The organism is Microbacterium sp., assembly GCF_047606385.1.
GTDB lineage: Bacteria > Actinomycetota > Actinomycetes > Actinomycetales > Microbacteriaceae > Microbacterium.
This window is the reverse complement of record NZ_JASGEL010000139.1, coordinates 1-20,906: the sequence shown is the minus strand read 5'-3', so window position 1 is coordinate 20,906 and position 20,906 is coordinate 1. Positions and strand designations below refer to the sequence as shown.

Below are 20,906 nucleotides of genomic sequence, written 5' to 3'. Positions count from 1 at the left end.
GAGATCCGGCATCCTGCGATTCCGAGGAGATCCGGCATCCTGAGGAGGAAGATCCCCCGATCCGCCCGCGGCGACCCGATTCTCCTCAGGATCGGGAGAGCCTCCGCGCATCCCGCGCGCGGGTCACATCGGGCCGACGTACCGCCCCTGGGGACGGAAGCGCAGCGGCGTGCGCGTGTACTCGTCCATCGCATGGGCGATCCATCCCACGGTGCGGCCGATCGCGAAGATCGCGGGACCGCCCTCGTCCGGCATCCCCGCCGACAGCGTGAGCGCGGCCAGCGCGAGGTCGACGTTCGGATGCCGGCCGATGCGGGTGCCGATCTCGTCGGCGATCCCGACGACCGCATCGAGCACCGGCGCCGCCGGCCCGTAGTCGGCCAGCAGGGCGAAGAGCTCCGTCGCGCGCGGATCCTCGGCGGTGTACATCGGCTGCCCGAATCCGGGGACGGCGCGACCCGTGGCGGCCACGGTCGAGGCGAGCGCCGCCCGCGGGTCCTCGCCGTCGAGCACCCGCCGCAGCAGGATCGCGGCGGCGACGCTCGCGTTCCCGTGCAGAGCCGAGTCCATCGCCCCCAGCGCGGCCTGAACGCAGCCGTAGACGCTCGCCCGGGCGGATGCCGCGGCTCGGGCGGCGACGGTCGAGACGGCGAGATCGTGGTCGATGAGGAGGACGAGCGCCGCGTCGAGGACGGCGACGCCGCTCGGGTCGGCCGGGCGGGTGGACAGCGCGGTCCACAGGCGCCGGGCGATCGTCTCGCCGCCGGCGGCACCGGCGCCTCCGGCCTCGGCGGCGATGATGCGGCGGCCGGTCGTCGCCACGACCCCCGGGTCCAGGTCGTGGCGGAGCGGATCGTCCGCGGCCCGGGCCGCGACCGAGCGGCTCAGCCGGTCGAGCAACGTCTCGCCCGCGGCGATCGGGGTCGTCGGCGTGGAGGCCGGGAACGGCTCGAACCCGAGCCGTCCACCCCAGATCCAGGCCGTGACCGCCTCGAACCCCTGCCGTGCGAGATCGCGGGCGCGGCGCCCCCGGAAGTAGAGCTCGTCGTCCTCGATGAGCGCGATGTCGGTGTCGAGCACCATGAGCGGACGGCCGGGCGCGTGGCCGTTCACCGCCACGGTCCGGGGACTCCGCCTCGCCGCGAACGTCTCGACCTCCAGGGGGTCGAAGGTCGAGCCGGCGGCGGTGCGCTCGCGCGTGAGCACGCCCCGGGACACGTACGCGTAGAGCGACTCGAGCTTGATCCCCAGCCGCGCAGCCGTCTCCTCGGCGGTGAGGCGCGGCAGCTGGTCCATCGTCACCATCTTCGCATTGACGCGATCAACGTTGACCACCGGCTCGATCCAGTTCGAGACTGGCTCGAACCGAGGAAGGCGGACCCCATGCCCATCCAGCCCCGCCGCATGGACGACACCCTCATCGAGGTGCCCCGCGGCCTCACGAACGTCGCGGTGACGACGACCTCGATCAGTGACGTGCACGGCCTGGAGGGCTACTACCAGTACCGGCAGCACGACGCCGTGGCACTCGCCCGCACCGCGAGCCTGGAGGCCGTCTGGTATCTGTTCCTCCACGGCCGCCTGCCCTCGGAGACCGAGGCCGACGACTTCCGCGACGAGGTCGCGGCCGTCATCGCCGCCCTCCCCGTCGACGAGCTGGTCGACCGGGTCGCCGCGCGGTCCGTCGACGCGGTGCATGCGCTCGAGGCGGCATGGCCGCTCGCCGCCGCCTCGATCGGCGCCCGTCCGCTGTACGACCTCGACCCGCACGGGCGCCGCCGCGAGGCGCTCGCCCTGACCGCCATGGTGCCCGCCCTCATCCCGGCGCTCCGGAGCGGTCGGACGGAGCGAACGCCGCTGCCCGACCGCGGTCTCGTCGCGAACTACCTCCACGGGCTCAGCGGCCGGGTGCCCACGCCCGACGAGGAGCGGGCGCTCACCGCCTACCTCGTCGCCGTCATCGACCACGGCCTGAACGCATCCACCTTCACGGCGAGGGTGATCGCCTCGACCGGCGCCGACATCGCCTCGGCGCTCGCCGGCGCGCTCGGCTCCCTCTCCGGGCCGCTCCACGGCGGTGCGCCCTCTCGCGTGCTCGACTCGCTCGACCGGATCGGCGACGAGGCGGACATCGAGCCGTGGATCCGTGCCGAGCTGACGGCCGGGCGCAGGCTCATGGGATTCGGTCACGCCGTCTATCGCACCGCCGACCCCCGTTCCGAGTTGCTCCGGTCGATCGCGACCTCGCTCGGCGGAGACCGCGTCGAGGTGGCGCTCGCCTTCGAACGGACCGCCGAGCGGCTGCTCGCCGAGGCGAAGCCCGGGCAAGCCCTGCACGCCAACGTCGAGTTCTACGCGTCGGTGGTCATGGAGCGCGTCGGGGTGCCGCGCGAGCTCTTCACCGCGACCTTCGCGCTCGCGCGGACGATCGGCTGGGCGGCTCACGTGCTCGAACAGGCCGAGGACCCGAAGATCTTCCGCCCCTCCGCACGTTATGTCGGCCCGGCCGTGCGCTAACGCATCGCCCGCGCCGATCGCCGCCACGTCCCGATTCCGAGGAGATCCGGCATCCTGAGGAGGAAGATCCCCGGATCCGCCCGCGGCGACCCGAATCTCCTCAGGATCCCGAGAGGCTCGGGGCGCGGGATCCGGGCTCAGGCGCGGTCGGCGGCGAGCTGCAGCACCGACTCTGCCAGGGCGCGGATGCCGAGGGCCACGTCGGCGGCGGACACCGCCTCGTCGGGGTGGTGGCTGATGCCGTCGGGGTTGCGCAGGAACAGCATCCCGACATCCGCGACGGCGCCGATCGACATCCCGTCGTGGCCCGCCGGGCTGAACAGCGTCTCCGGCTGGTCGGACCCGGGCAGGGTCGAGCTGATGCCCTCCCGCACGACGTCCTGCAGCAGCGGCGCGCACATGACGGCCGGCGCGTTGTGCACCTCCCGCGCCTGCCAGCGCAGGTGCCGGCGCCCCATGATCGTGTCCAGCTCGCGGGAGATCTCATCCCACACCCGGTCGCGTTCGCCGTCGAACTCGCCGCGCAGATCGAGGGAGAGCCGCGCCTGGCCGGGCACGACGTTCACCGCACCCGGGAACGCCTCGAGCTGGCCGACCGTGCCGATGATGTGGTGCTCGGCGGCGCAGATCCGCTCGACCGCCAGAGCCGCCTCGCTCGCCCCCAGCAGCGCGTCTCGGCGCATGTCGTACGGAGTGCCGCCGGCATGCCGGGCCTCGCCCTCGACCACGAGCTGGAAGCGGCGCGCCGCCGCGATCGAGCTGACGACCGCGAGCGCCTCGCCGCGACGATCCAGCTCGGGCCCCTGCTCGATGTGCGCCTCCAGGTAGCCCACGAGCTCGTCGGGACGGCGTGCCGCCTCGCCCACGCGCGCGGGGTCGAGCCCGAACTCCAGGAAGGCCTGCCGCAACGTCGTGCCGTCGGTGTCGGTCAGCGCCCACCAGTCGTCGTGCCAGAGCCCCGCGACGGCCGAGGAGCCCAGCAGCGCCTTGCCGAACCGCGCGCCCTCCTCGTCCGAGAAGGCCATGACCTCCAGCGCGAACGGCAGCGGGACGCCGTAGCGGTCGTCGGCCGCGGGCACGCGCAGCAGCCGGGCGACCTCGAGCGCCATGAGCACGCCGACGATCCCGTCGAATCGGCCGGCGTCACGCACGGTGTCCAGGTGCGAGCCGATCATGAGCGCCGGCGCGTCGGGGTCGAGCCCGTCGCCGGCCAGCCGCTCGAGCCGGCCGAGCTGGTTGCCGGCGGCATCCTGCCGGGTGCGCATGCCGAGCTCGCGCATCCACTCCGCGGCGAGGCGGTTCACCCGCGCGTGCTCGGGGGAGAGGTAGATGCGCTCGATGCCGTCCGGGGTCGAGCTGACCCGCGCGAGCTCGTCGCACCGCGCCATGACCCGGCGCGCGGCCGCGGCGATGCGGTCGGGCGACACCCCGGTCAGCAGCGGCATCAGGGCGCCTCCCGATATATGCCGGATGCGGCATCCACTCCGCCGCCGGCGGGAACCGCCACGCCGAAGCGGCGCAGCACGGCTTCCAGCGCCGCCAGGGTCGTGAGCACGGCGTCCTTCCGGGCGTTGTAGCCCATCGTGCCGATACGCCAGACCCGGCCGTGGAGCGGCCCGAACGAGGTGCCGATCTCGATGCCGAAGTCTTCCAGCAGCGCGGCGCGCGCGGCATCGCCCGGAACGCCGTCGGGGATCTCCACCGCGACGACGTTGTTCATCTTGTGCGCCCTGTCGCCGAAGACCGCCATGCCGAGGCCCTCGACGCCGGCGAGCATGGCACGGCCGGCGAGCTCGTGCCGGGCGATGACGGCGTCCCTGCCCTCGAGCAGCAGCACGCGGGCGCACTCGCGAGCGGCGTAGAGCATGCTGGTGGCCTCGGTGTGGTGGTTCAGGCGCCGCGGGCCCCAGTAGTCGAGGATCATCCCGAGATCGAAGTAGTTCGAGCGGATGAAGTCCTCGGCGTCCGCGTCGCCGGCCTCGCGGATGCCGGCCTCGACCTTCGTGCGCGAGCGGATGACGGCGACCGCCTTCTCGCTGAGGGTGATCGGCGACGAGCCGCTGGGGCCGCCGAGGCACTTCTGGAGACCCGCGGTCGCCGCATCCAGCCCCCACGCGTCGGCCTCGAAGGCGTTCCCGCCGAGCGAGGCGGTGGCGTCCGTGTAGAAGAGGACGCCGTGCCGCTCGCAGATCGCGCCGATCTCGTCGAGCGGCTGGTTCATGGTCGTCGAGGTGTCGCCCTGCACCAGGGCGAGCAGCGTCGGCCTGACGCGCACGATCGCCTCCTCGATGACCGAGGGCGGGAAGACCTGCCCCCACTCGGTCTCGATCGTGTGCACCTCCGCGAGCGCGCGTTCGGCGATCTCCGCCAGCAGGTGGCCGAACCGGCCGAACACCGGCACGAGCACGCGGTCGCCGGGACGGATCAGCGAGACGATCGCGGCCTCGATGCCGGCACGGCTCGTGCCGTCCACGAGCATCGTCGCCTCGTTCGAGGTGGCCCAGACCCGCCGGTACAGCTCCTGCGTCTCGGTCATCGCGGCGGTCATGAAGGGGTCGTACTGGCCCACGAGCGGCGCCGACATCGCCCGCAGCACCGAGGGATACGCGGAGATGGGGCCGGGGCCCATCAGCAGGCGGGCGGGCGGGTCGATCGGACCGGGGATCGCGCTTCTCATGCTTGTCCCCTCCCCCCGCGAGCCCGTACTCGGGCGCCGAGCCCGTGCTCGAATCGCGCGGATGGGGTACGGGCTCGCGAATCGGATACGGGTTCGCGGGGAAGGCGGGGGGCGAGGGGATGCATCGTGCTCCAGAGGCCGGTCGGTGGAGGGGTCATCGCACGACCGCCGCGAGACGACGGGCGAGGCGGACGAGGGCGATGTCGGTGCCGGGCCGGGAGATCAGGCACACGCCGACGGGAGCGGGGCCGAGCTGCGAGGGCACCGTCAGCAGCGGGACCGAGAGGGCGGGCAGGCCGCCGATCGCGGCGGGGGTCGTCATCCGCAGCGTCGCCTGGCGCACGGCGTCGATGCGGGCGCCGTCGGCGGTGCGCATCGGGGCGGGGCCGGGCACGGTCGGCAGCAGCAGCACGGCGTCGCGCACGAGGTCCTGGATGCGGTCGCGCAGCGGCTCGAGCTGCGCGCGCGCCGCGCTCTCCTGCGCGGGCGTCACCTGGCTCGCGAGCCGGAACCGCTCGGCGACGGCGGCGCCCGTGGCTCCGGGATGCGCGCGGAGCCAGTCGGCGTTGTTGCGCCAGGCCTCGGCCGCCTGCACCGTGCGGAACGGCTCGTGGTACTCGTCGAGCGCGCCGATCTCGACCCGTCGCAGCGCGGGCGGATCGTCGGATGCGGCGAGCCGGGCCAGCAACGCGTCGAACGCGGCACGCGTGTCCGGCTCGACCGCGTCCATCACCTCGTGCGGCACCAGGAACCGCCACGGCAGGTCGTCGCCGGACTCGCCGAACACGCTCTCGGTCGACTCGGAGCCGTCGTAGCTCAGACACCAGTCGACCACGCGCTGCAGGGCCTCGCCGTCGCGGGCGAGCCAGCCGATCGTGTCGAACGACTGCGCCAGCGGCAGCAGGCCCTGGCGCGGCACGAGGCCGTGCGTCGTACGCAGCCCCCACAGGCCCTGGTACGACGCGGGCACGCGGATCGAGCCCGCGGTGTCGGTCGCCAGCGCGACCTCCGCCTGCCCCGTGGCGACCGCGCTGGCGGGTCCGCTCGACGAGCCGCCCGGCAGGGCGCCGGGCAGTGCGCCGTTGGGCGGGGTGCCGTAGTGCGCGTTGTCTCCGGCGATCGAGTAGGCGAACTCGTCGGTGCGGGCGATGCCGCGCAGCGACGCGCCGCCGCGCAAGAGGTCGGCGACCGCGGAGGCGGTGGTGGCCTCGGGGCGCGCCGACTCGAGGAAGGCCGGGTTGCCCGCGCCGATGCGGTAGCCCTTGATCGCGAACAGGTCCTTCACCGCGACGTTCAGGCCGTGCAGCGGTCCCTCCCACGCGCCCTGCAGCAACGGGTCCCCCACCGAGCGCCAGACCGAGCGGTCCAGGGCGGTGGCGCGTCCCGTGACGTGGGCGGCGGTGATGCGCCAGCCGCCGTCGGACCGCTGCCAGATCTGCGTCTGCAGGCCGGTGCCGCCGCCACGGTACCGCGACACCGACACCAGCAGGGCGACGTCGGGGGCCAGCGGGCGGTACTCGATCCGCTCGATCTCGCGCGGCGGCACGCCACCGCGCACCCCGCGGAACGCGCTGATCGCGTCGTGCCCGACGAGCAGGCCCGCGGCATCCCCCCGCATCGTCCCGGTCCCGGGCGCGAACATGTCGTCGAGCACGTCGAGATCGTTGTCGAGGATCGCCCGCTCGTAGCGGTCGAACGCGCCGAACAGATCGGCGGGTATGCCGTCGCCGAGGCCCGTCATGCCGCTTCCTCCCGAGCATGTCCCAGTTCGGCGCGGTATGGGCAGCTCTTTCCGCGCCGAACTGGGACATCACCCGCGCGGAAGTGGGACATGGATGCCGGCGGGCGGGTCATGCCCGGCTCCCCTCGGCCGCGGCGGCCGGATGCCGAGTCGCGGGGAAGTCGGCCTCGCGGATGCGGGCGTGCACCCCGCAGACGATGTCGACCACCTGCGAGATGTCGAAGTCGGTGGCGGCCGACAGGTAGGCGTAGGCGAGGTGCTCGGCCATGCCGTAGCGCGCCTGCAGCAGACTCAGCGCCGCGCGCACGCACCGGCGCATCGCCTCGCCGAGGTCGGGGTCGAGCCCCGTCGGCACGAGGTACTCGGTCGTCCGCACCAGCGGCCCCGCGACCTCGCCGAACGCGGCGAGCGCGTCGGCGCGCGGCACGACGTCGAACCGCAGGGTCGCCCGCAGCGACGCCTCCAGCGCGGTGAGCGCGACCTCGCCGTCGCCCTGCGCGAAGTGCGGGTCGCCGACATAGGCCAGGGCGCCCGGCACCTGCACCGGCAGGTAGAGCACGGCGCCCTCGACGAGCAGGTTGATGTCGATGTTGCCGCCGTGGCTGCCCGGCGGCACCGAGTGCGGACGCGCCGTGTCCGCGACGGCGACGCCCATCGTGCCGAGGAACGGGGCGAGGGGGAACTCGACGACACGTTCCCCCTCGACGGTGAGCGGCAGGGCGCCGAACAGCGACCCGTCGCGCTCGACGACCGGGGTGAAGACGCTGACGTTGTGCTCGCCGCGCGGCAGCTCTCCCACCAGCGCGCCCTTGCCGTGCCGGTTCGAGATGACGCCGTACGGCACCCGCGGCACGAGGCTCTCGACGGTGATCTTCAGCAGGTCGCCCGGCTGCGCGCCGGTGACGAAGATCGGTCCGGTCACCACGTGCGGACCGTCGGCGAGCGGGTCGCGGGCGAGGTCCGCGGCGATCGCGACGGCATCCGACAGCACGGATGCCGTCGGCACGCCGTGACCGGTGAAGTACGCCACCGGGTCCTTGCCCTGGTCCTCCAGGATGCCCTCGTGGCTCACGGTGTCGACCGTGACGGTCTCGCCGGCGGCGATCGTCAGCACCGGGGCGTCGACCGCGCACGGCAGCCGTCCCCACACGACCGTCGCCGGGCTCGAGGCCAGGTAGTGGTCGCCGCCGATGGCCCCGGCTCCCGGCTGGAGGATCTCGACCGTCATGCCCGCTCCCTCACGCTCGCCAGCAGTTCCCGGCCGTGACGCACGGTCACCGCCTGTCCGCGACGGTACACGTCCTCGCCGTGCACGATCGTGGCGCGCACGAGGCCGGTCAGCGTCCTGCCGTCCCACGGCGACACCGGGTTGCGGTACTCCAGCGCCTCGGCGGCCACGGTGAACGACTCGTCCGGCGCGAAGACGACCAGGTGCGCGGGCGCACCCGGTGCGATCTCGCCGAGGCCGTCCAGGCCGGCCACGCGGGCGGGCCCGGTGGTCATGAGCGGCAGCACGGCCTCGAGCGGGATGCCGCGGGCGGCGGCCGCGGTGGCGATCGCGCTCAGCCCGGTCTGCAGCCCCGCGATCCCGCCCCAGGCGAGCCCGAAGTCGGGGTCCTTCAGGTCGAGCGTGGCGGGCGAGTGATCGCTGACGATCGCGTCGATCGTGCCGTCCACGACGCCGGCCCACAGCAGGTCCTGGTTCGCGGCGTCACGGATGGGCGGGCAGCACTTGAAGGCCGCGGCGCCGTCGGGCACGTCCGCCGCGTCCAGCGTCAGGTAGTGCGGGCAGGTCTCGACCGTGATGCGCACGCCCTCCGCGCGCGCGGCACGCACGTCGTCGAGCGCCTCCCCGTCGGAGACGTGCACGATGTGCACGCGTGCGCCGGTGCGGCGGGCGGTGTCGATGACCAGCCGGATCGCGGCGCGCTCGCTGGCCGGGGGCCGGGTCGCCAGGAAGTCGACGTAGCGCGGGCCGAGTGCGCCGTGCGCGTGCAGGTGGGTGGGATCCTCCGCGTGCACGATGAGCAGGGCGTCGAAGGCGGCGAGCTCGGTCAGCACCGCCTCGAGCTGCGCGGCATCCAGATGCCCGAACTCGTCGATGCCGCTGGGCGAGAGGAAGCACTTGAACCCCACCACGCCGGCCTCCGCGAGCTCGCGCAGACGTCCGATGTTGTCGGGCACCGCCCCGCCCCAGTAGGCGAGGTCGACGGCGAGCTTGCCGGCGGCCGCACGGCGCTTGGCCGCCAGCGCCGCCGGCGTCGTGGTCACCGGCACGCTGTTCAGCGGCATGTCGACGACGGTCGCGACTCCGCCGGCCGCCGCCGCGGCGGTGCCGGTGGCGAAGCCCTCCCACTGGGTGCGCCCGGGCTCGTCCAGGTGCACGTGGGAGTCGACGAGGCCCGGCAGCAGCACGGCGTCGTCGGACAGCACCGTGTCGGCATCCGCGTCGAACGCATCGACCGCGGCGATCACGCCGTCGACGATCGCGACGGTCGCGGGCCGGAACGCGCCGGCGATGAAGGCGTGGCGGGCGGCGATCCGCCTGGCGGTGCTCATGCGATCACGCTACGGGCGTCGCGTTTCACGAATGTAACCTGCACCAACATCCCCTGTGACGGACGGCGGCTATCGTTGCGGCCATGCAGATGGACGAGTTCAATGCGCTTCCCGAGGCCGACGCCGCGCAGGTCGTGGCGGTGTGGGCCTCGGTGCCCGGGTGGGTGGATGCCGTCGTCGCCGGCCGTCCGTATGCGTCGCGCGACGCGCTCGTCGCCTACGCCGGCGAGCTGGCCGAGGTGTGGGCGCCCGCCGACCTGGACGCGGCGATCGCGCACCATCCGCGGATCGGCGCACGGGTGACGGGCGCCGGGGCGGAGGCCGCGGCATCCCGGTCGGAGCAGGCCTCGATGTCCTCAGCCGGGGACGAGGTGACGGCGGCCATCGCGGCGGGCAACGCCGCGTACGAGGAACGCTTCGGCCGCGTCTTCCTGATCCGCGCCGCGGGACGCTCGCCCGAGGAGATGCTGTCCGAGCTGCACCGGCGTCTCGGCAACGACGACGACCATGAGGCGCGAGAGGCCACGAGGCAGCTCGCCGAGATCGCCCTGCTGCGGCTGCAGACGACGATCGACGAGACCGAGAGCATCCCGGAGGCGGAATGAGCCACCTGACCACCCACGTCCTGGACGCGACGGCCGGATCCCCGGCGGCGGACGTCGCCGTCACGCTCCACCGGCACCTGCCCGGCGGAGCGCTCGAGCCGGTGGCCGAGGGCTTCACCGACGCCGACGGCCGGCTCGCGCTCGGCCCCGAGCTGCTGGCGGCGGGCATGTATGCGCTGTCGTTCGCGACCGGTGCCTACTTCGCCGACCGGGGGGTGTCGACGTTCTACCCGCTGGTCACCGTCACGGTCACCGTCGCCGACGCGCCGCACTATCACGTGCCGCTGCTGCTGAGCCCGTTCGCGTACTCCACCTACCGGGGCAGCTGAGGCGGGCGGTCCGTCTCCGCGGCGTCCGGCTCGCCGGTCAGCGCGACCGCGTCGATCACGCCGGTGCCGGTGGCCTCGGGATGCACGAGCGCCGCGGCGGCGGGACCCCGCACCGCGTCGTACGCGCCGATCGTGGCGTCGGCCGCGTGGTCGCGGCGCATCTGGTCGGAGTTCAGCAGCATGTTCAGCAGGATCGCGGTGATCGCTCCGGCCGAGATGCCGGAGTCGAAGATGAGGGTGAACCAGTCGGGGAACCGGTCGTAGATGTCCGGCTCCACGGTCGGCAGCAGCGCGACACCGACGGAGACCGCCACGATCAGCACGTTCTTGTTGTTGAAGCGCACCTTGGCGAGCGTGCGGATGCCGCTGGCGGCTACCATCCCGAACAGCGCGATCCCCGCGCCCCCGAGCACGGCCGCCGGGACGCCCTCCACGATCGCCGAGACCTTGGGGATGAGGCCGAGCACGATCAGGATGCCGCCCGCCGTCGTCGCGACGTACCTGCTGCGCACTCCCGTCAGCGACACGAGGCCGACGTTCTGGGCGAACGCGGTGTACGGGAAGGTGTTGAACACGCCGCCGAGGATCGTCCCCACGCCGTCGGCACGCAGGCCGTCGGCGAGCTGACGGCGTCCGAGCGGCCGGTCGACGATCTCGCCGACGGCGATCATGTCGCCGGTCGTCTCCGTCATGATCACGATCGCCACCACGATCATCGAGACCACGCCGGCCAACGGGAACGTCGGCAGCCCGAAGTGGAACGGCGTCACGAGCGCGAACCATCCCGCGTCCGCCACCCCGGACCAGTCGACCATGCCGGGCACGAACAGCGCCGCGATCGTGCCGACCACGAGCCCCAGCAGCACCGAGACGCGCTGCAGCGCGGGCGGCGCGAACCGCTCGATCAGGACGATGAACAGGAGCGTGCCGGCCGCGAAGGCGACGTCGACCGGCGCCGCGCCCGGGTCGTCGGTCGTCGAGGCGTCCATGATCCAGCCGGCGGCGACGTCCATCAGGGACAGCCCGATGATGAGGATGACCGTGCCGGTCACGATCGGCGGGAAGAAGCGCAGCAGCTGCGAGAAGAAGGGCGCGATGACGATCATGAACAGCCCGCAGGCGATCGTCGCGCCGAACACGGCCGTGATCCCCTCGCTCGTGCCGATCGCGATCAGCGGACCGACGGCGGCGAATGTGACGCCCTGCATCAGCGGCAGCCGCACGCCGAACCGCCAGAACCCGACCGACTGCAGGATCGTGGCCAGCCCCGCGACGAAGAGGTCGGCGCTGATGAGGAACGCCAGGTCGGTCGAGGAGTAGCCGAGCGCGCCGCCCACGATGAGCGGCACGGCGACGGCACCCGCGTACATCGCGAGCACGTGCTGGATGCCGAGGGGGAACAGCCGCGCCAGCGGGGGGATGCCGTCGACCGTGTTCTCGCGCCGCTTCGCCCTGCGCTCCTCGCGCGTGGGCCCGGCCCCCTCGGTGGTGCTCATGACGCCTCCGATCCGCTCGCACGGACCGCCGCCGCGCCTCGCTCTGGTGGCAGCCACCGTACGGTGCGGGTGTTACGCGCAGCGCGCCCGGCAGGTTTCGGTCGTGCGACACGCGGGCGCCGCGCCGCTCATGCGACCCCGGGGGGTGTCTTCGCCCTCCCGGTCTCCGGGGGTGTCTTCGCCGTCCCGGTCTCAGACGCGGAAGACGGAGTGGGCGTCCGGGTCGCCCAGCACGGCACGGCCCCCGAGCGCCTCGAGCTCCATGAGGACCGCGATGCCGGCGACCTCGCCCCCGACCCGGTGCACGAGCTCGCGACCCGCGGCCAGCGTGCCGCCGGTGGCGAGCACGTCGTCGATCAGCAGCACGCGCGCGCCGCGCGGGATGTCGTCGTGCATCTCGATCGTGGCGGTGCCGTATTCGAGGGCGTAGTCGACGGATGCCGCCGGCCTGGGCAGCTTGCCCGCCTTGCGGATCGGCACGAGCCCGACGCCGGCCGCGATCGCCGCGGCCCCCGCGAGCAGGAACCCCCGCGCCTCGATGCCGGCGACCACGTCGAAGGCGCCCGCGAACGGGGCGAGGAGCGCGTCGGTGGAGGCGCGGAGCGCATCGCGGTCCGCCAGCAGCGGCGCGATGTCGCGGAAGAGCACCCCGGGCTCCGGGTAGTCGGGGATGACCGCGATCAGGCTCTCCGCGCGGGCGAGGGCGTCGGGATTCGGCACCCGCCCACTGTATCCGTCGAGCCGGCGGGCGGAACGGCGAGGGCTGCGTCGAATCGATACGATGCGGACGGTTAGGCTGGCGGCATGAGCGAGCAGAACGCACCCGAGGCGCAGACCTCCCTCGCCGATGCGGTCGTGACCACGGCGGAGCGGTCGCCCGCGCCCGGCGGCGAATGGTGGCGCACCGCCGTCATCTACCAGATCTATCCGCGCTCGTTCGCGGATGCCGACGGTGACGGCATCGGCGATCTGCCCGGCATCACGAGCCGTCTCGACGCGCTGGCCGATCTCGGCGTGGACGCGATCTGGCTGAGCCCGTTCATGGTGTCCCCGCAGAAGGACGCCGGGTACGACGTCGCCGACTACTGCGACGTCGATCCGCGCTTCGGCACCCTCGCCGACTTCGACGCCATGCTCGCGGCCGCGCACGCCCGCGGTATCCGGGTGATCGTCGACCTCGTGCCCAACCACTCGTCCGACCAGCACGTCTGGTTCCAGCAGGCGCTGGCCGCCGGCCCCGGCAGCGCCGAGCGCGCCCGCTACATCTTCCGCGAGGGCCGCGGGCCGGATCGGAGCCTCCCGCCGAACAACTGGGAGTCGGTGTTCGGCGGCGGCATGTGGGAGCGCGTGACCGAGCCAGACGGCACCCCGGGCCAGTGGTACCTGCACATCTTCGACGTCTCGCAGCCCGACTTCGACTGGACGAACCCGGAGGTGCGGGAGTACTTCCGGGGCGTCCTGCGCTTCTGGCTCGACCGCGGCGTCGACGGCTTCCGGGTCGACGTCGCGCACGGCCTGATCAAGAAGGACGGGCTGCCCGACTACACCCCGGCGGCGGACGCGGACTCGATGGGCGGTGAGGAGGAGGACGTCCCCTACTGGGGCCAGCCGGGCGTCCACGATGTATACCGCGATTGGCATGAAGTGCTCGAGGCGTACCCGGGTGAGCGGGCGCTCTGCGCCGAGGCGTGGCTGCCGACGCCGGCGAAGACCGCCCTGTGGGTGCGCCCGGACGAGATGCACCAGGCCTTCAACTTCCCGTACCTGACGACCGAGTGGGACGCGGTCGAGCTGCGCGCCGTCATCGACGGCTCGCTGCACGCGTTCCCCGCCGTGGGCGCCCCCGCGACGTGGGTGCTGTCGAACCACGACGTCATCCGCCACGCGTCCCGGCTCGCGCTGACCGGCCCCAGCCCGCAGGGCGAGGGCATCGGCCCGCTCTCGCCCGTGCAGCCGATGCCGGAGCTCGGGCTGCGCCGCGCCCGCGCCGCGACGACCGTCATGCTCGCACTGCCCGGCTCCGCCTACCTGTTCCAGGGCGAGGAGCTCGGCCTGCCGGAGGTCGTCGACCTGCCCGACGACGCGCGGGCGGACCCGACGTGGTTCCGCACGAAGCACGAGAAGTACGGACGCGACGGATGCCGCGTACCGATCCCGTGGGAGGCCGACGCCCCCGCCTACGGCTTCAACGCGACGGGGGAGGCCTGGCTGCCGCAGCCGGCGCAGTGGGCGACGCTCGCCCGCGACGCGGAGGCCGCCGACCCGGACTCCACGCTGAACCTGTACCGTGCCCTGCTGCGACTGCGTCGCGAGCACGGGCTCGGTGCGGCATCCCTCGCCTGGATCGAGGGCTTCGGAGACGACGTGCTCGCCTTCCGCGTCGGCGATGTCACCGTGATCGCCAACACCGGCGCCGCGGGAGTGCCGTTGCCGGCGGGCGCGATCCTGGTCGCCAGCGGTCCCGTCACCGGCGGCCTGCTGCCCCCCGACACCGCCGTCTGGCTGTCCCGCGCCTGACACCCGGGGCGCCCCGCGTAGGCTCGGGGCCATGGCGCTGGACCTCGAGGCGATCTACACCGACCTGCACCGGCATCCGGAGCTGTCCTTCCAGGAGACCCGCACGGCCGGGGTGGTCGGAGCGCACCTGACCGCGCTCGGCATCCCGTTCGAGGCGGGCATCGGCCGCACCGGGATCGCAGCCACGCTCGCCAACGGCGACGGCCCGGTCGTCTGGCTGCGAGCCGACATGGACGCCCTCCCCGTCGAGGAGCGCACCGGCCTGCCCTACGCGAGCACGGCCCGCGGCGTCGATCCCGCCGGCAACGACGTGCCGGTCATGCACGCCTGCGGCCACGACATGCACACGACCGCGCTGCTCGGCGCGCTCGAACGGCTCGCGGCGACGCGCGAGGAGTGGTCGGGCACGGTCGTCGGCGTCTTCCAGCCCGCGGAGGAGCTGGGCGCCGGCTCCCGCGCGATGCTGGGCGACGGGCTGCTGCGCCGGGTCCCGCATCCCGACATCGTGCTCGGACAGCACATCACCGCTCTGCCCGCCGGGGTCGTCGGGATGCGTCCGGGCACTCAGATGACCGCCTCCGACGGGCTCACGGTCACCCTCTACGGTCGCGGCGGCCACGGCTCGAGGCCCCACGCGACGATCGACCCCGTCGTCATGGCCGCCGCCACGATCATGCGCCTGCAGACCCTCGTCGCGCGCGAGGTCGACCCGCGGGAGACCGCCGTGGTCACCGTGGGCTCGGTCCATTCCGGGCTCAAGCACAACATCATCCCCGCCGAGGCCACCCTCCAGCTCAGCCTGCGCTACACCGACGACGAGGCGCGGGAACGGATGCTGGGCCGCGTCGAGCGCGTGGTCCGCGGCGAGGCCGCCGCCGCGGGTGCGGAGCGCGAGCCGTCGATCGTCATCGACCACACCCTGCCGCCGACGATCAACGACCCGGTGTCCGAGGCGCGCACCGCGGACGCCTTCCGCCGTGCCTTCGGCGAGCAGGCGGTGACCGACCCGGGGCTGTTCACCGGCAGCGAGGACGTCTCCTGGTTCGCCCGCGACGCGGGCGTGCCGCTCGTGTTCTGGTTCTGGGGCGGCCTCGACCACGACGTCTACGCGACGGCCCTCGCCGCGGGCACCGTCGACCGTGACATCCCCACGATCCACTCGCCGCTGTTCGCCCCCGTGCTCCATCCGACGATCGAGCGGGGCGTCGCGAACCTCGTGGTCGCCGCGCGGGAGTGGCTGGCCTGATCGGCGGGGCCGGGGCGCGAGCCGGCAGCCTCGGCGGCGCTGCCCGCTGTGTCATAACTCAGGCTGCGCGCAGCCGCATCCCCGGCTGCGCGCCCGAGCTGCACGCTCAGGCTGAGTTATGACACGCGCACGCTGGGCGCCCAGGCTGAGTTACGACACGCGCGCCCGACCTGATCTCCGGCGCGCGAGCGCGCCCAGCGCCCGGTCGACCACGACATACAGGTACGCCACGACCTCGAGCGCGACGGTCAGCACGACGATCCACAGCGCGACACCCCCGACGCCCAGCGCCTGGACGTCCATGAACGGGTACGGGTACGAGGTGCCCGCACCGAATCGACCGCCCAGCGCGCCATACGCGAACGCGAACACCAGGTAGGCGTACGGGATCAGCGCCCACAGCAGCGGATCGAACCAGCGGAACGACCCCTTCGGGACGAACAGCACCCAGTCCAGGATCGTCAGCACCGGGGTCACGATGTGGATGAGGTCGTCGGTGAGCGTGAAGGGCGTGTAGGACGAGTTCTGGACGAACGTCTCCGGAACGAGCACCACCAGGTAGATGAGCATCGTCACGGTGATCGCCATCATGACCGCGCCGGACACCCGCGGCCACGGCGCCGACGGCCCGCGGCCGCCGCGCACGCGCAGCTCACGACCGGTCACCACCGCCAGGAGCGCGAACCAGGCCAGGCACAGGATGTTGCTGAGCACCGTGAAATAGAGCAGCTCCGCGCCCGCGAACCGCCCGTCGAACAGCCCGGTCACCCGCCCGACGCCCCACCCGATCACGACGGCGGCGAGGGCGCGATATCCCAGCGCGAGCCGCCGATCAGCCACGAACACGGCACGATCGTAATGGCCGCGGACCGTCGCGTTGCATAGCCGACCCGATGCGCGTAGTGTCGCCGCCCGTGACATCAGACAGTCGCGAGCCCTCCGAGGATCCGACCAGCGAGATCCCGGTGGCCAAGCGCCTCCTCCTCGGCGACCCGTTGGCCTCGGGCGACGCCGACGAGCACCTGCTCCGCAAGCGCATGGCGCTGCCGATCTTCGCCTCCGACGCGCTGTCGTCTGTCGCATACGCGCCGCAGGAGCTGCTCATGATCCTGCTGATCGGCGGCACCGCCTTCCTGGCGTTCAGCCCGTGGATCGCGCTCGCGGTCGTCGTGCTGCTGGTGGTGGTGGTGCTCTCGTACCGGCAGCTGATCAAGGCCTACCCGTCGGGCGGCGGCGACTACGAGGTCGCCCGGACGAACCTGGGAGAGGTCCCCGGCGTCATCGTGGCCTCGGCGCTGCTGGTCGACTACATCCTCACGGTCGCGGTGTCGGTCGCCTCCGGGGTGGACAACATCATCTCGGCGCTGCCGGTGCTCAACAACTGGCGCGTCGAGCTCGCCATCGCCTTCGTCATCCTGCTCGTCGTGGTCAACCTGCGCGGGGTGCGGGAGGCCTCGCGCGCCTTCGCCCTGCCGACCTACATCTTCATCGGCTCGGTCGGCGTCATGATCGTCGTCGGCGTGATCCGCTGGGCGCTGGGCGATCCGCCGGTCGCCGCCAGCGCCCAGTACGCGGTGCGCGCCGAGGACCTCTCGCAGGTCGCCATCATCCTGCTGGTGCTGCGGGCGTTCTCCAGCGGCTGTTCCGCGCTCACCGGCGTCGAGGCGGTCTCCAACGGCGTGCAGGCCTTCCGCCGCCCGAAGGTCAAGAACGCGCAGAACACGCTCACCGCCATGGGGGCCGTCGCGGCGCTGCTGTTCGCGGGGCTCACGCTGATCGCGCTGGTCTCCGGCATCCACTACGCCGAGGACCCCTGCAACCTCGTGGGCTTCGACTGCGGCACGAACCCCCAGCCCAGCCTCATGGCCCAGGTCGCCGCGGCCACCTTCGGCATGAACTCGATCCCGTTCTTCATCATCCAGGCGGCCACCGCCTGCGTGCTGCTGCTCGCGGCCAACACCGCGTTCAACGGGTTCCCGCTGCTCGGCTCGGTGCTCGCGCGCGACGGCTACGCGCCGAAGGGCCTGAACACCCGGGGCGACCGGCTGGTGTTCTCCAACGGCATGATCGTGCTCGGCGTCGCCGCGATCCTCGTGCTGCTGTTCTCGCAGGCGAACCTGTCGACGCTGATCCAGCTGTACATCATCGGCGTGTTCGTCTCCTTCTCGCTCGGCCAGGTCGGGATGGTGCGGCACTGGCGGCGACACCTGCGGGCGCTGAGGGGCCTGCCGGTCCCGGCCCGGCACCAGCACTCCGCGCACTTCACCCATCGCGAGATCCGCGTCGGCCTGGTCATCAACTCGCTGGGCGCGACGCTGACGGCGGCCGTGTTCATCATCGTCACGATCACGAAGTTCACGCACGGCGCGTGGCTCGTGTTCCTCGCGATCCCGGTGCTGTCGCTGCTGATGATCGGCGTGAACCGGTACTACCGCGACGTCGAGCACGAGATCGCCGTCGACGACACCACCCACTTCGGCGCGGCCGGCGACGTCGCGATCATCCTGGTCGGGCGCCTCCAGAAGCCGGTCGTGAAGGCGATCGACTACGCCCTCGCCGCGAAGCACGACAAGACCATCGCCGTGCACGTCGCGGTGACCAAGGAGTCCGCGGACGCCGTGCAGAAGGAGTGGCAGGCACACCGGATGCCGGTGCCCCTCGTCATCATCGAGTCGCCGTACCGCACCTACGCGGGCCCGGTCGCGGCGTACATCAACAAGTACCGCGAGGAGCACGGCTCGGCCGTGGTGACCGTCTACCTGCCGCAGTACATCGTGGGGCACTGGTGGGAGACGCTGCTGCACAACCGGCGGGCGCGCCGGGTGGCACAGCAGCTGATGCTCGTGCACGGCGTGACCATCACCCTCGTGCCGTGGCTGCTCGACTCGTCGGAGCTCATCTACGGCCGTCGCTCGCGCCCGCTGCCCGGCCAGGAGCGGGCCGGGCGGCCGTACACCGCCGTGACCGGCGCGATCCCGATCGTGCGCGACGATTTCACGTCCCGTCCGTCGGACTCCTCGCCCGGCGCGGGAGGCGCGATCGCCGCGGACGCGTCCGGCGGTCCCGCACCGAACTAGCCTGGAGGAATGGACTCCGCCGGCTTCGACCCCGAGCGCGTGCGCGCCGACTTCCCCCTGCTCTCGCAGGAGGTGAACGGCCACCCGCTCGTCTATCTCGACGCGGGCGCGACCAGCCAGAAGCCGCAGCAGGTGCTGGATGCCGAGATCGACTTCCTCCTGCGCACCAACGCGGCCGTCCACCGCGGCGCGCACACGCTGGCCGCCGAGGCGACGGAGCTGTTCGAGGACGCCCGCCGCACGGTGGCCGGCTTCGTCGGCGCCGACGAGGAGACCCTGGTGTGGACGCACGGCGCCACCGAGGGGCTGAACCTGGTCGCCTATGCGATCGGTAACGCGACCGCCGGCCGCGGCGGCGCGGCATCCGCGGGTCTCGCGCTGCGCCCCGGGGACGAGATCGTCGTCACCGAGGCCGAGCACCACGCGAACCTCATCCCCTGGCAGGAGCTCGCGGCGCGCACCGGGGCGGTGCTGCGGCACATCCCCGTGCACGACGACGGCACGCTCGACCTGGACGCCGCGGCCCACCTCGTCGGCGAGCGGACCCGCGTCCTCGCGTTCCCTCACGTGTCGAACGTGCTGGGGATCGTCAACCCGGTGGCCGAGCTGGCCGAGCTGGCCCACGGCGTCGGCGCCCTCGCGGTGCTGGACGCGTGTCAGTCGGCGCCGCACCTGCCGCTGGACCTGCCCGCGCTGGACGTGGACCTCGCCGTCTTCAGCGGCCACAAGATGCTCGGGCCCTACGGGATCGGGGGCCTGTACGGCCGGCGCGAGGTGCTCGAGGCGCTGCCGCCGTTCCTCACCGGCGGGTCGATGATCACCACGGTGACCCTGGACGAGGCCGAGTACCTCGCGCCCCCGCTGCGGTTCGAGGCCGGCACGCAGCCGGTGTCGCAGGCGATCGGGCTGGCCGCCGCGGTGCGCTATCTCGACGCGCTCGGGATGCCGGCCGTGCACGCGCACGAACGCGAGCTGGAGCGGCGGCTGCGCGACGGGCTGCGCCAGGTCGACGGCGTGCGGCTGCTCGGCGACGCCGAGGCGGACCGGGTCGCGCTGGTCGCGTTCGACCTCGACGGCGTGCACGCGCACGACGTCGGCCAGGTGCTCGACGCGCAGGGCGTCGCGGTGCGCGTCGGCCACCACTGCGCCCAGCCGCTGCACCGCCGGTTCGGGCTCACCGCCTCGGTGCGGGCGTCGGCGTCCGTCCACACCACCGCCGCCGACGTGGACGCGTTCCTGGATGCCGTCGCCGGCGTCCGCTCCTACTTCCGGGTGCACGCATGAGCCGCCGCCCTCCCCGCGGGGGACGGTCATGAGCGGACTCGACGGCCTGTACCAGGAGCTGATCCTCGACCACGCGAAGGCCCGGGACGGTTACGGACTGGCAGCGCCCGACGGCGCGTGCGCGAGCTCGCATCAGCGCAACCCGATCTGCGGCGACGAGATCACCCTGCAGGTGCGGCTGGACGGCGACACGATCCGCGACGTCACCTGGGAAGGCGCGGGCTGCTCGATCTCGCAGGCGTCGGCATCCATGCTGACCGGGCTGGTCGACGGGCTCGACCGGCCGGCCGCATCCGCGTTGATCGGACGGTTCCGCGAGGCGCTGCGCTCGCGCGGGACCATCGCGCTCGACGAGGACGAGTTCGGTGACGCCGCCGCCTTGAACGGGGTCTCGAAGTTCACGGCACGGGTGAAGTGCGCGATGCTCGCGTGGGTCGCGCTCGAGGACGCGCTCACCCGCGCCTGACCCGCCTTCCACGCCCGCCCCCTGCCGGTTCGATGTTGACTTGCCCTATATGCACGTTGACTTGCCCTATATGCACGCGAAAAGGGGGTTCTCGCGTGCATATAGGGCAAGTCATCGAGGAGGCAGGTGCCGGATCGGGGCGATGAGCCCCTGAGAGCGGACGCCGGGACTCAGCGGGAGGCGCTGGACCAGACGGTCGTCGAGCCGCCGGCTGTCGAGGCGCGGCGGTTGCGGCGACGCGCGCCCTCTCCTGTCGAACGCTGGGCGGATCCGCCCGCACGACCCTGCGCCGCGGCCTTGCCGCCCGTGGACGTGTGGGGCTGCCCGGCGGCGCGTCCCTGAGCAGAGCCGCGCGGCTGACCGCCCGGGGCGGCGGCAGCGGCAGCGCCGCC

At 73.0% G+C, this 20,906-nt stretch carries 17 protein-coding genes and 1 pseudogene; 8 read left to right on the top strand and 10 right to left on the bottom strand.

Going from position 1 to position 20,906, the window contains the following annotated elements:
- Positions 1-123 precede the first annotated feature (123 nt).
- Positions 124-1,305, bottom strand: a complete 1,182-nt coding sequence (locus tag QM626_RS14670) for a citrate/2-methylcitrate synthase (protein WP_415077704.1) — start codon at positions 1,303-1,305, stop codon at positions 124-126.
- Between the two features lie 78 nt (positions 1,306-1,383).
- Between QM626_RS14670 and QM626_RS14665 the strand changes: the two genes are divergently transcribed.
- Entirely contained in the window at positions 1,384-2,517 is a 1,134-nt protein-coding gene (locus QM626_RS14665; RefSeq protein ID WP_415077703.1) for a citrate/2-methylcitrate synthase, read from the top strand.
- A gap of 137 nt (positions 2,518-2,654) precedes the next feature.
- Here QM626_RS14665 and QM626_RS14660 read toward each other — a convergent pair whose 3' ends face one another.
- The 5 genes from QM626_RS14660 to allB form a co-directional block, all read right to left on the bottom strand.
- Complete coding sequence (locus QM626_RS14660) at positions 2,655-3,962, bottom strand: allantoate amidohydrolase (RefSeq protein ID WP_415077702.1); 1,308 nt, start codon at positions 3,960-3,962, stop codon at positions 2,655-2,657.
- Positions 3,962-5,194 (bottom strand): pyridoxal-phosphate-dependent aminotransferase family protein, encoded by a 1,233-nt coding sequence (locus QM626_RS14655; protein WP_415077701.1) that lies wholly within the window; start codon positions 5,192-5,194, stop codon positions 3,962-3,964. The genes QM626_RS14660 and QM626_RS14655 overlap by 1 nt, the downstream gene beginning before the upstream one ends.
- 154 nt (positions 5,195-5,348) lie before the next feature.
- Positions 5,349-6,935 carry an AtzH-like domain-containing protein gene (locus tag QM626_RS14650; protein WP_415077700.1) on the bottom strand — a complete coding sequence of 529 codons (1,587 nt, stop codon included), beginning with the start codon at positions 6,933-6,935 and terminating at the stop codon, positions 5,349-5,351.
- Between the two features lie 109 nt (positions 6,936-7,044).
- Positions 7,045-8,163 carry an acetamidase/formamidase family protein gene (locus tag QM626_RS14645; RefSeq protein WP_415077699.1) on the bottom strand — a complete coding sequence of 373 codons (1,119 nt, stop codon included), beginning with the start codon at positions 8,161-8,163 and terminating at the stop codon, positions 7,045-7,047.
- The gene (gene allB / locus QM626_RS14640; RefSeq protein WP_415077698.1) at positions 8,160-9,494 is read right to left on the bottom strand and encodes an allantoinase AllB; all 1,335 of its coding nucleotides are present in this window, start codon (positions 9,492-9,494) and stop codon (positions 8,160-8,162) included. Before allB ends, QM626_RS14645 begins: the two co-directional genes overlap by 4 nt.
- 83 nt (positions 9,495-9,577) lie before the next feature.
- Between allB and uraD the strand changes: the two genes are divergently transcribed.
- Together uraD and uraH are read left to right on the top strand one after the other, a co-directional pair.
- On the top strand, positions 9,578-10,099 hold the full coding sequence (gene uraD, locus QM626_RS14635) for a 2-oxo-4-hydroxy-4-carboxy-5-ureidoimidazoline decarboxylase (RefSeq protein WP_415077697.1): 522 nt from the start codon (positions 9,578-9,580) through the stop codon (positions 10,097-10,099).
- Entirely contained in the window at positions 10,096-10,428 is a 333-nt protein-coding gene (gene uraH / locus QM626_RS14630; RefSeq protein WP_415077696.1) for a hydroxyisourate hydrolase, read from the top strand. The genes uraD and uraH overlap by 4 nt, the downstream gene beginning before the upstream one ends.
- On the opposite strand, the gene QM626_RS14625 is transcribed toward uraH, so the two are convergent.
- Complete coding sequence (locus QM626_RS14625) at positions 10,413-11,924, bottom strand: nucleobase:cation symporter-2 family protein (RefSeq protein WP_415077695.1); 1,512 nt, start codon at positions 11,922-11,924, stop codon at positions 10,413-10,415. The genes uraH and QM626_RS14625 overlap by 16 nt on opposite strands.
- A gap of 192 nt (positions 11,925-12,116) precedes the next feature.
- Positions 12,117-12,644, bottom strand: coding sequence for an adenine phosphoribosyltransferase (locus QM626_RS14620; protein WP_415077694.1), 528 nt, complete (start codon positions 12,642-12,644; stop codon positions 12,117-12,119).
- 84 nt (positions 12,645-12,728) lie between these two features.
- Here QM626_RS14620 and QM626_RS14615 point away from each other — a divergent pair, with 84 nt between their 5' ends.
- Positions 12,729-14,441 carry a glycoside hydrolase family 13 protein gene (locus QM626_RS14615; protein WP_415077693.1) on the top strand — a complete coding sequence of 571 codons (1,713 nt, stop codon included), beginning with the start codon at positions 12,729-12,731 and terminating at the stop codon, positions 14,439-14,441.
- Between the two features lie 31 nt (positions 14,442-14,472).
- Complete coding sequence (locus tag QM626_RS14610; RefSeq protein WP_415077692.1) at positions 14,473-15,687, top strand: amidohydrolase; 1,215 nt, start codon at positions 14,473-14,475, stop codon at positions 15,685-15,687.
- A 150-nt stretch (positions 15,688-15,837) separates the two neighbouring features.
- Here QM626_RS14610 and QM626_RS14605 read toward each other — a convergent pair whose 3' ends face one another.
- Positions 15,838-16,533, bottom strand: coding sequence for a Pr6Pr family membrane protein (locus QM626_RS14605; protein WP_415077691.1), 696 nt, complete (start codon positions 16,531-16,533; stop codon positions 15,838-15,840).
- Positions 16,534-16,580: 47 nt separating this feature from the next.
- Between QM626_RS14605 and QM626_RS14600 the strand changes: the two genes are divergently transcribed.
- Genes QM626_RS14600 through sufU form a run of 3 tightly spaced genes read left to right on the top strand, consistent with a single transcriptional unit; the run spans position 16,581 to position 20,514 of the window.
- Positions 16,581-18,764: an APC family permease gene (locus QM626_RS14600; RefSeq protein ID WP_415077690.1), complete on the top strand. Its 2,184-nt coding sequence runs from the start codon at positions 16,581-16,583 to the stop codon at positions 18,762-18,764.
- 9 nt (positions 18,765-18,773) lie between these two features.
- Positions 18,774-20,048, top strand: coding sequence for a SufS family cysteine desulfurase (locus QM626_RS14595; RefSeq protein WP_415077689.1), 1,275 nt, complete (start codon positions 18,774-18,776; stop codon positions 20,046-20,048).
- 28 nt (positions 20,049-20,076) lie between these two features.
- A complete protein-coding gene (gene sufU / locus QM626_RS14590; RefSeq protein WP_415077688.1) occupies positions 20,077-20,514 on the top strand; it encodes a Fe-S cluster assembly sulfur transfer protein SufU in 438 nt (145 codons plus the stop codon).
- Between the two features lie 170 nt (positions 20,515-20,684).
- Here the strand turns inward: sufU and QM626_RS14585 are convergent.
- A pseudogene (locus tag QM626_RS14585) lies at positions 20,685-20,906 on the bottom strand (hypothetical protein); the annotation flags it as partial.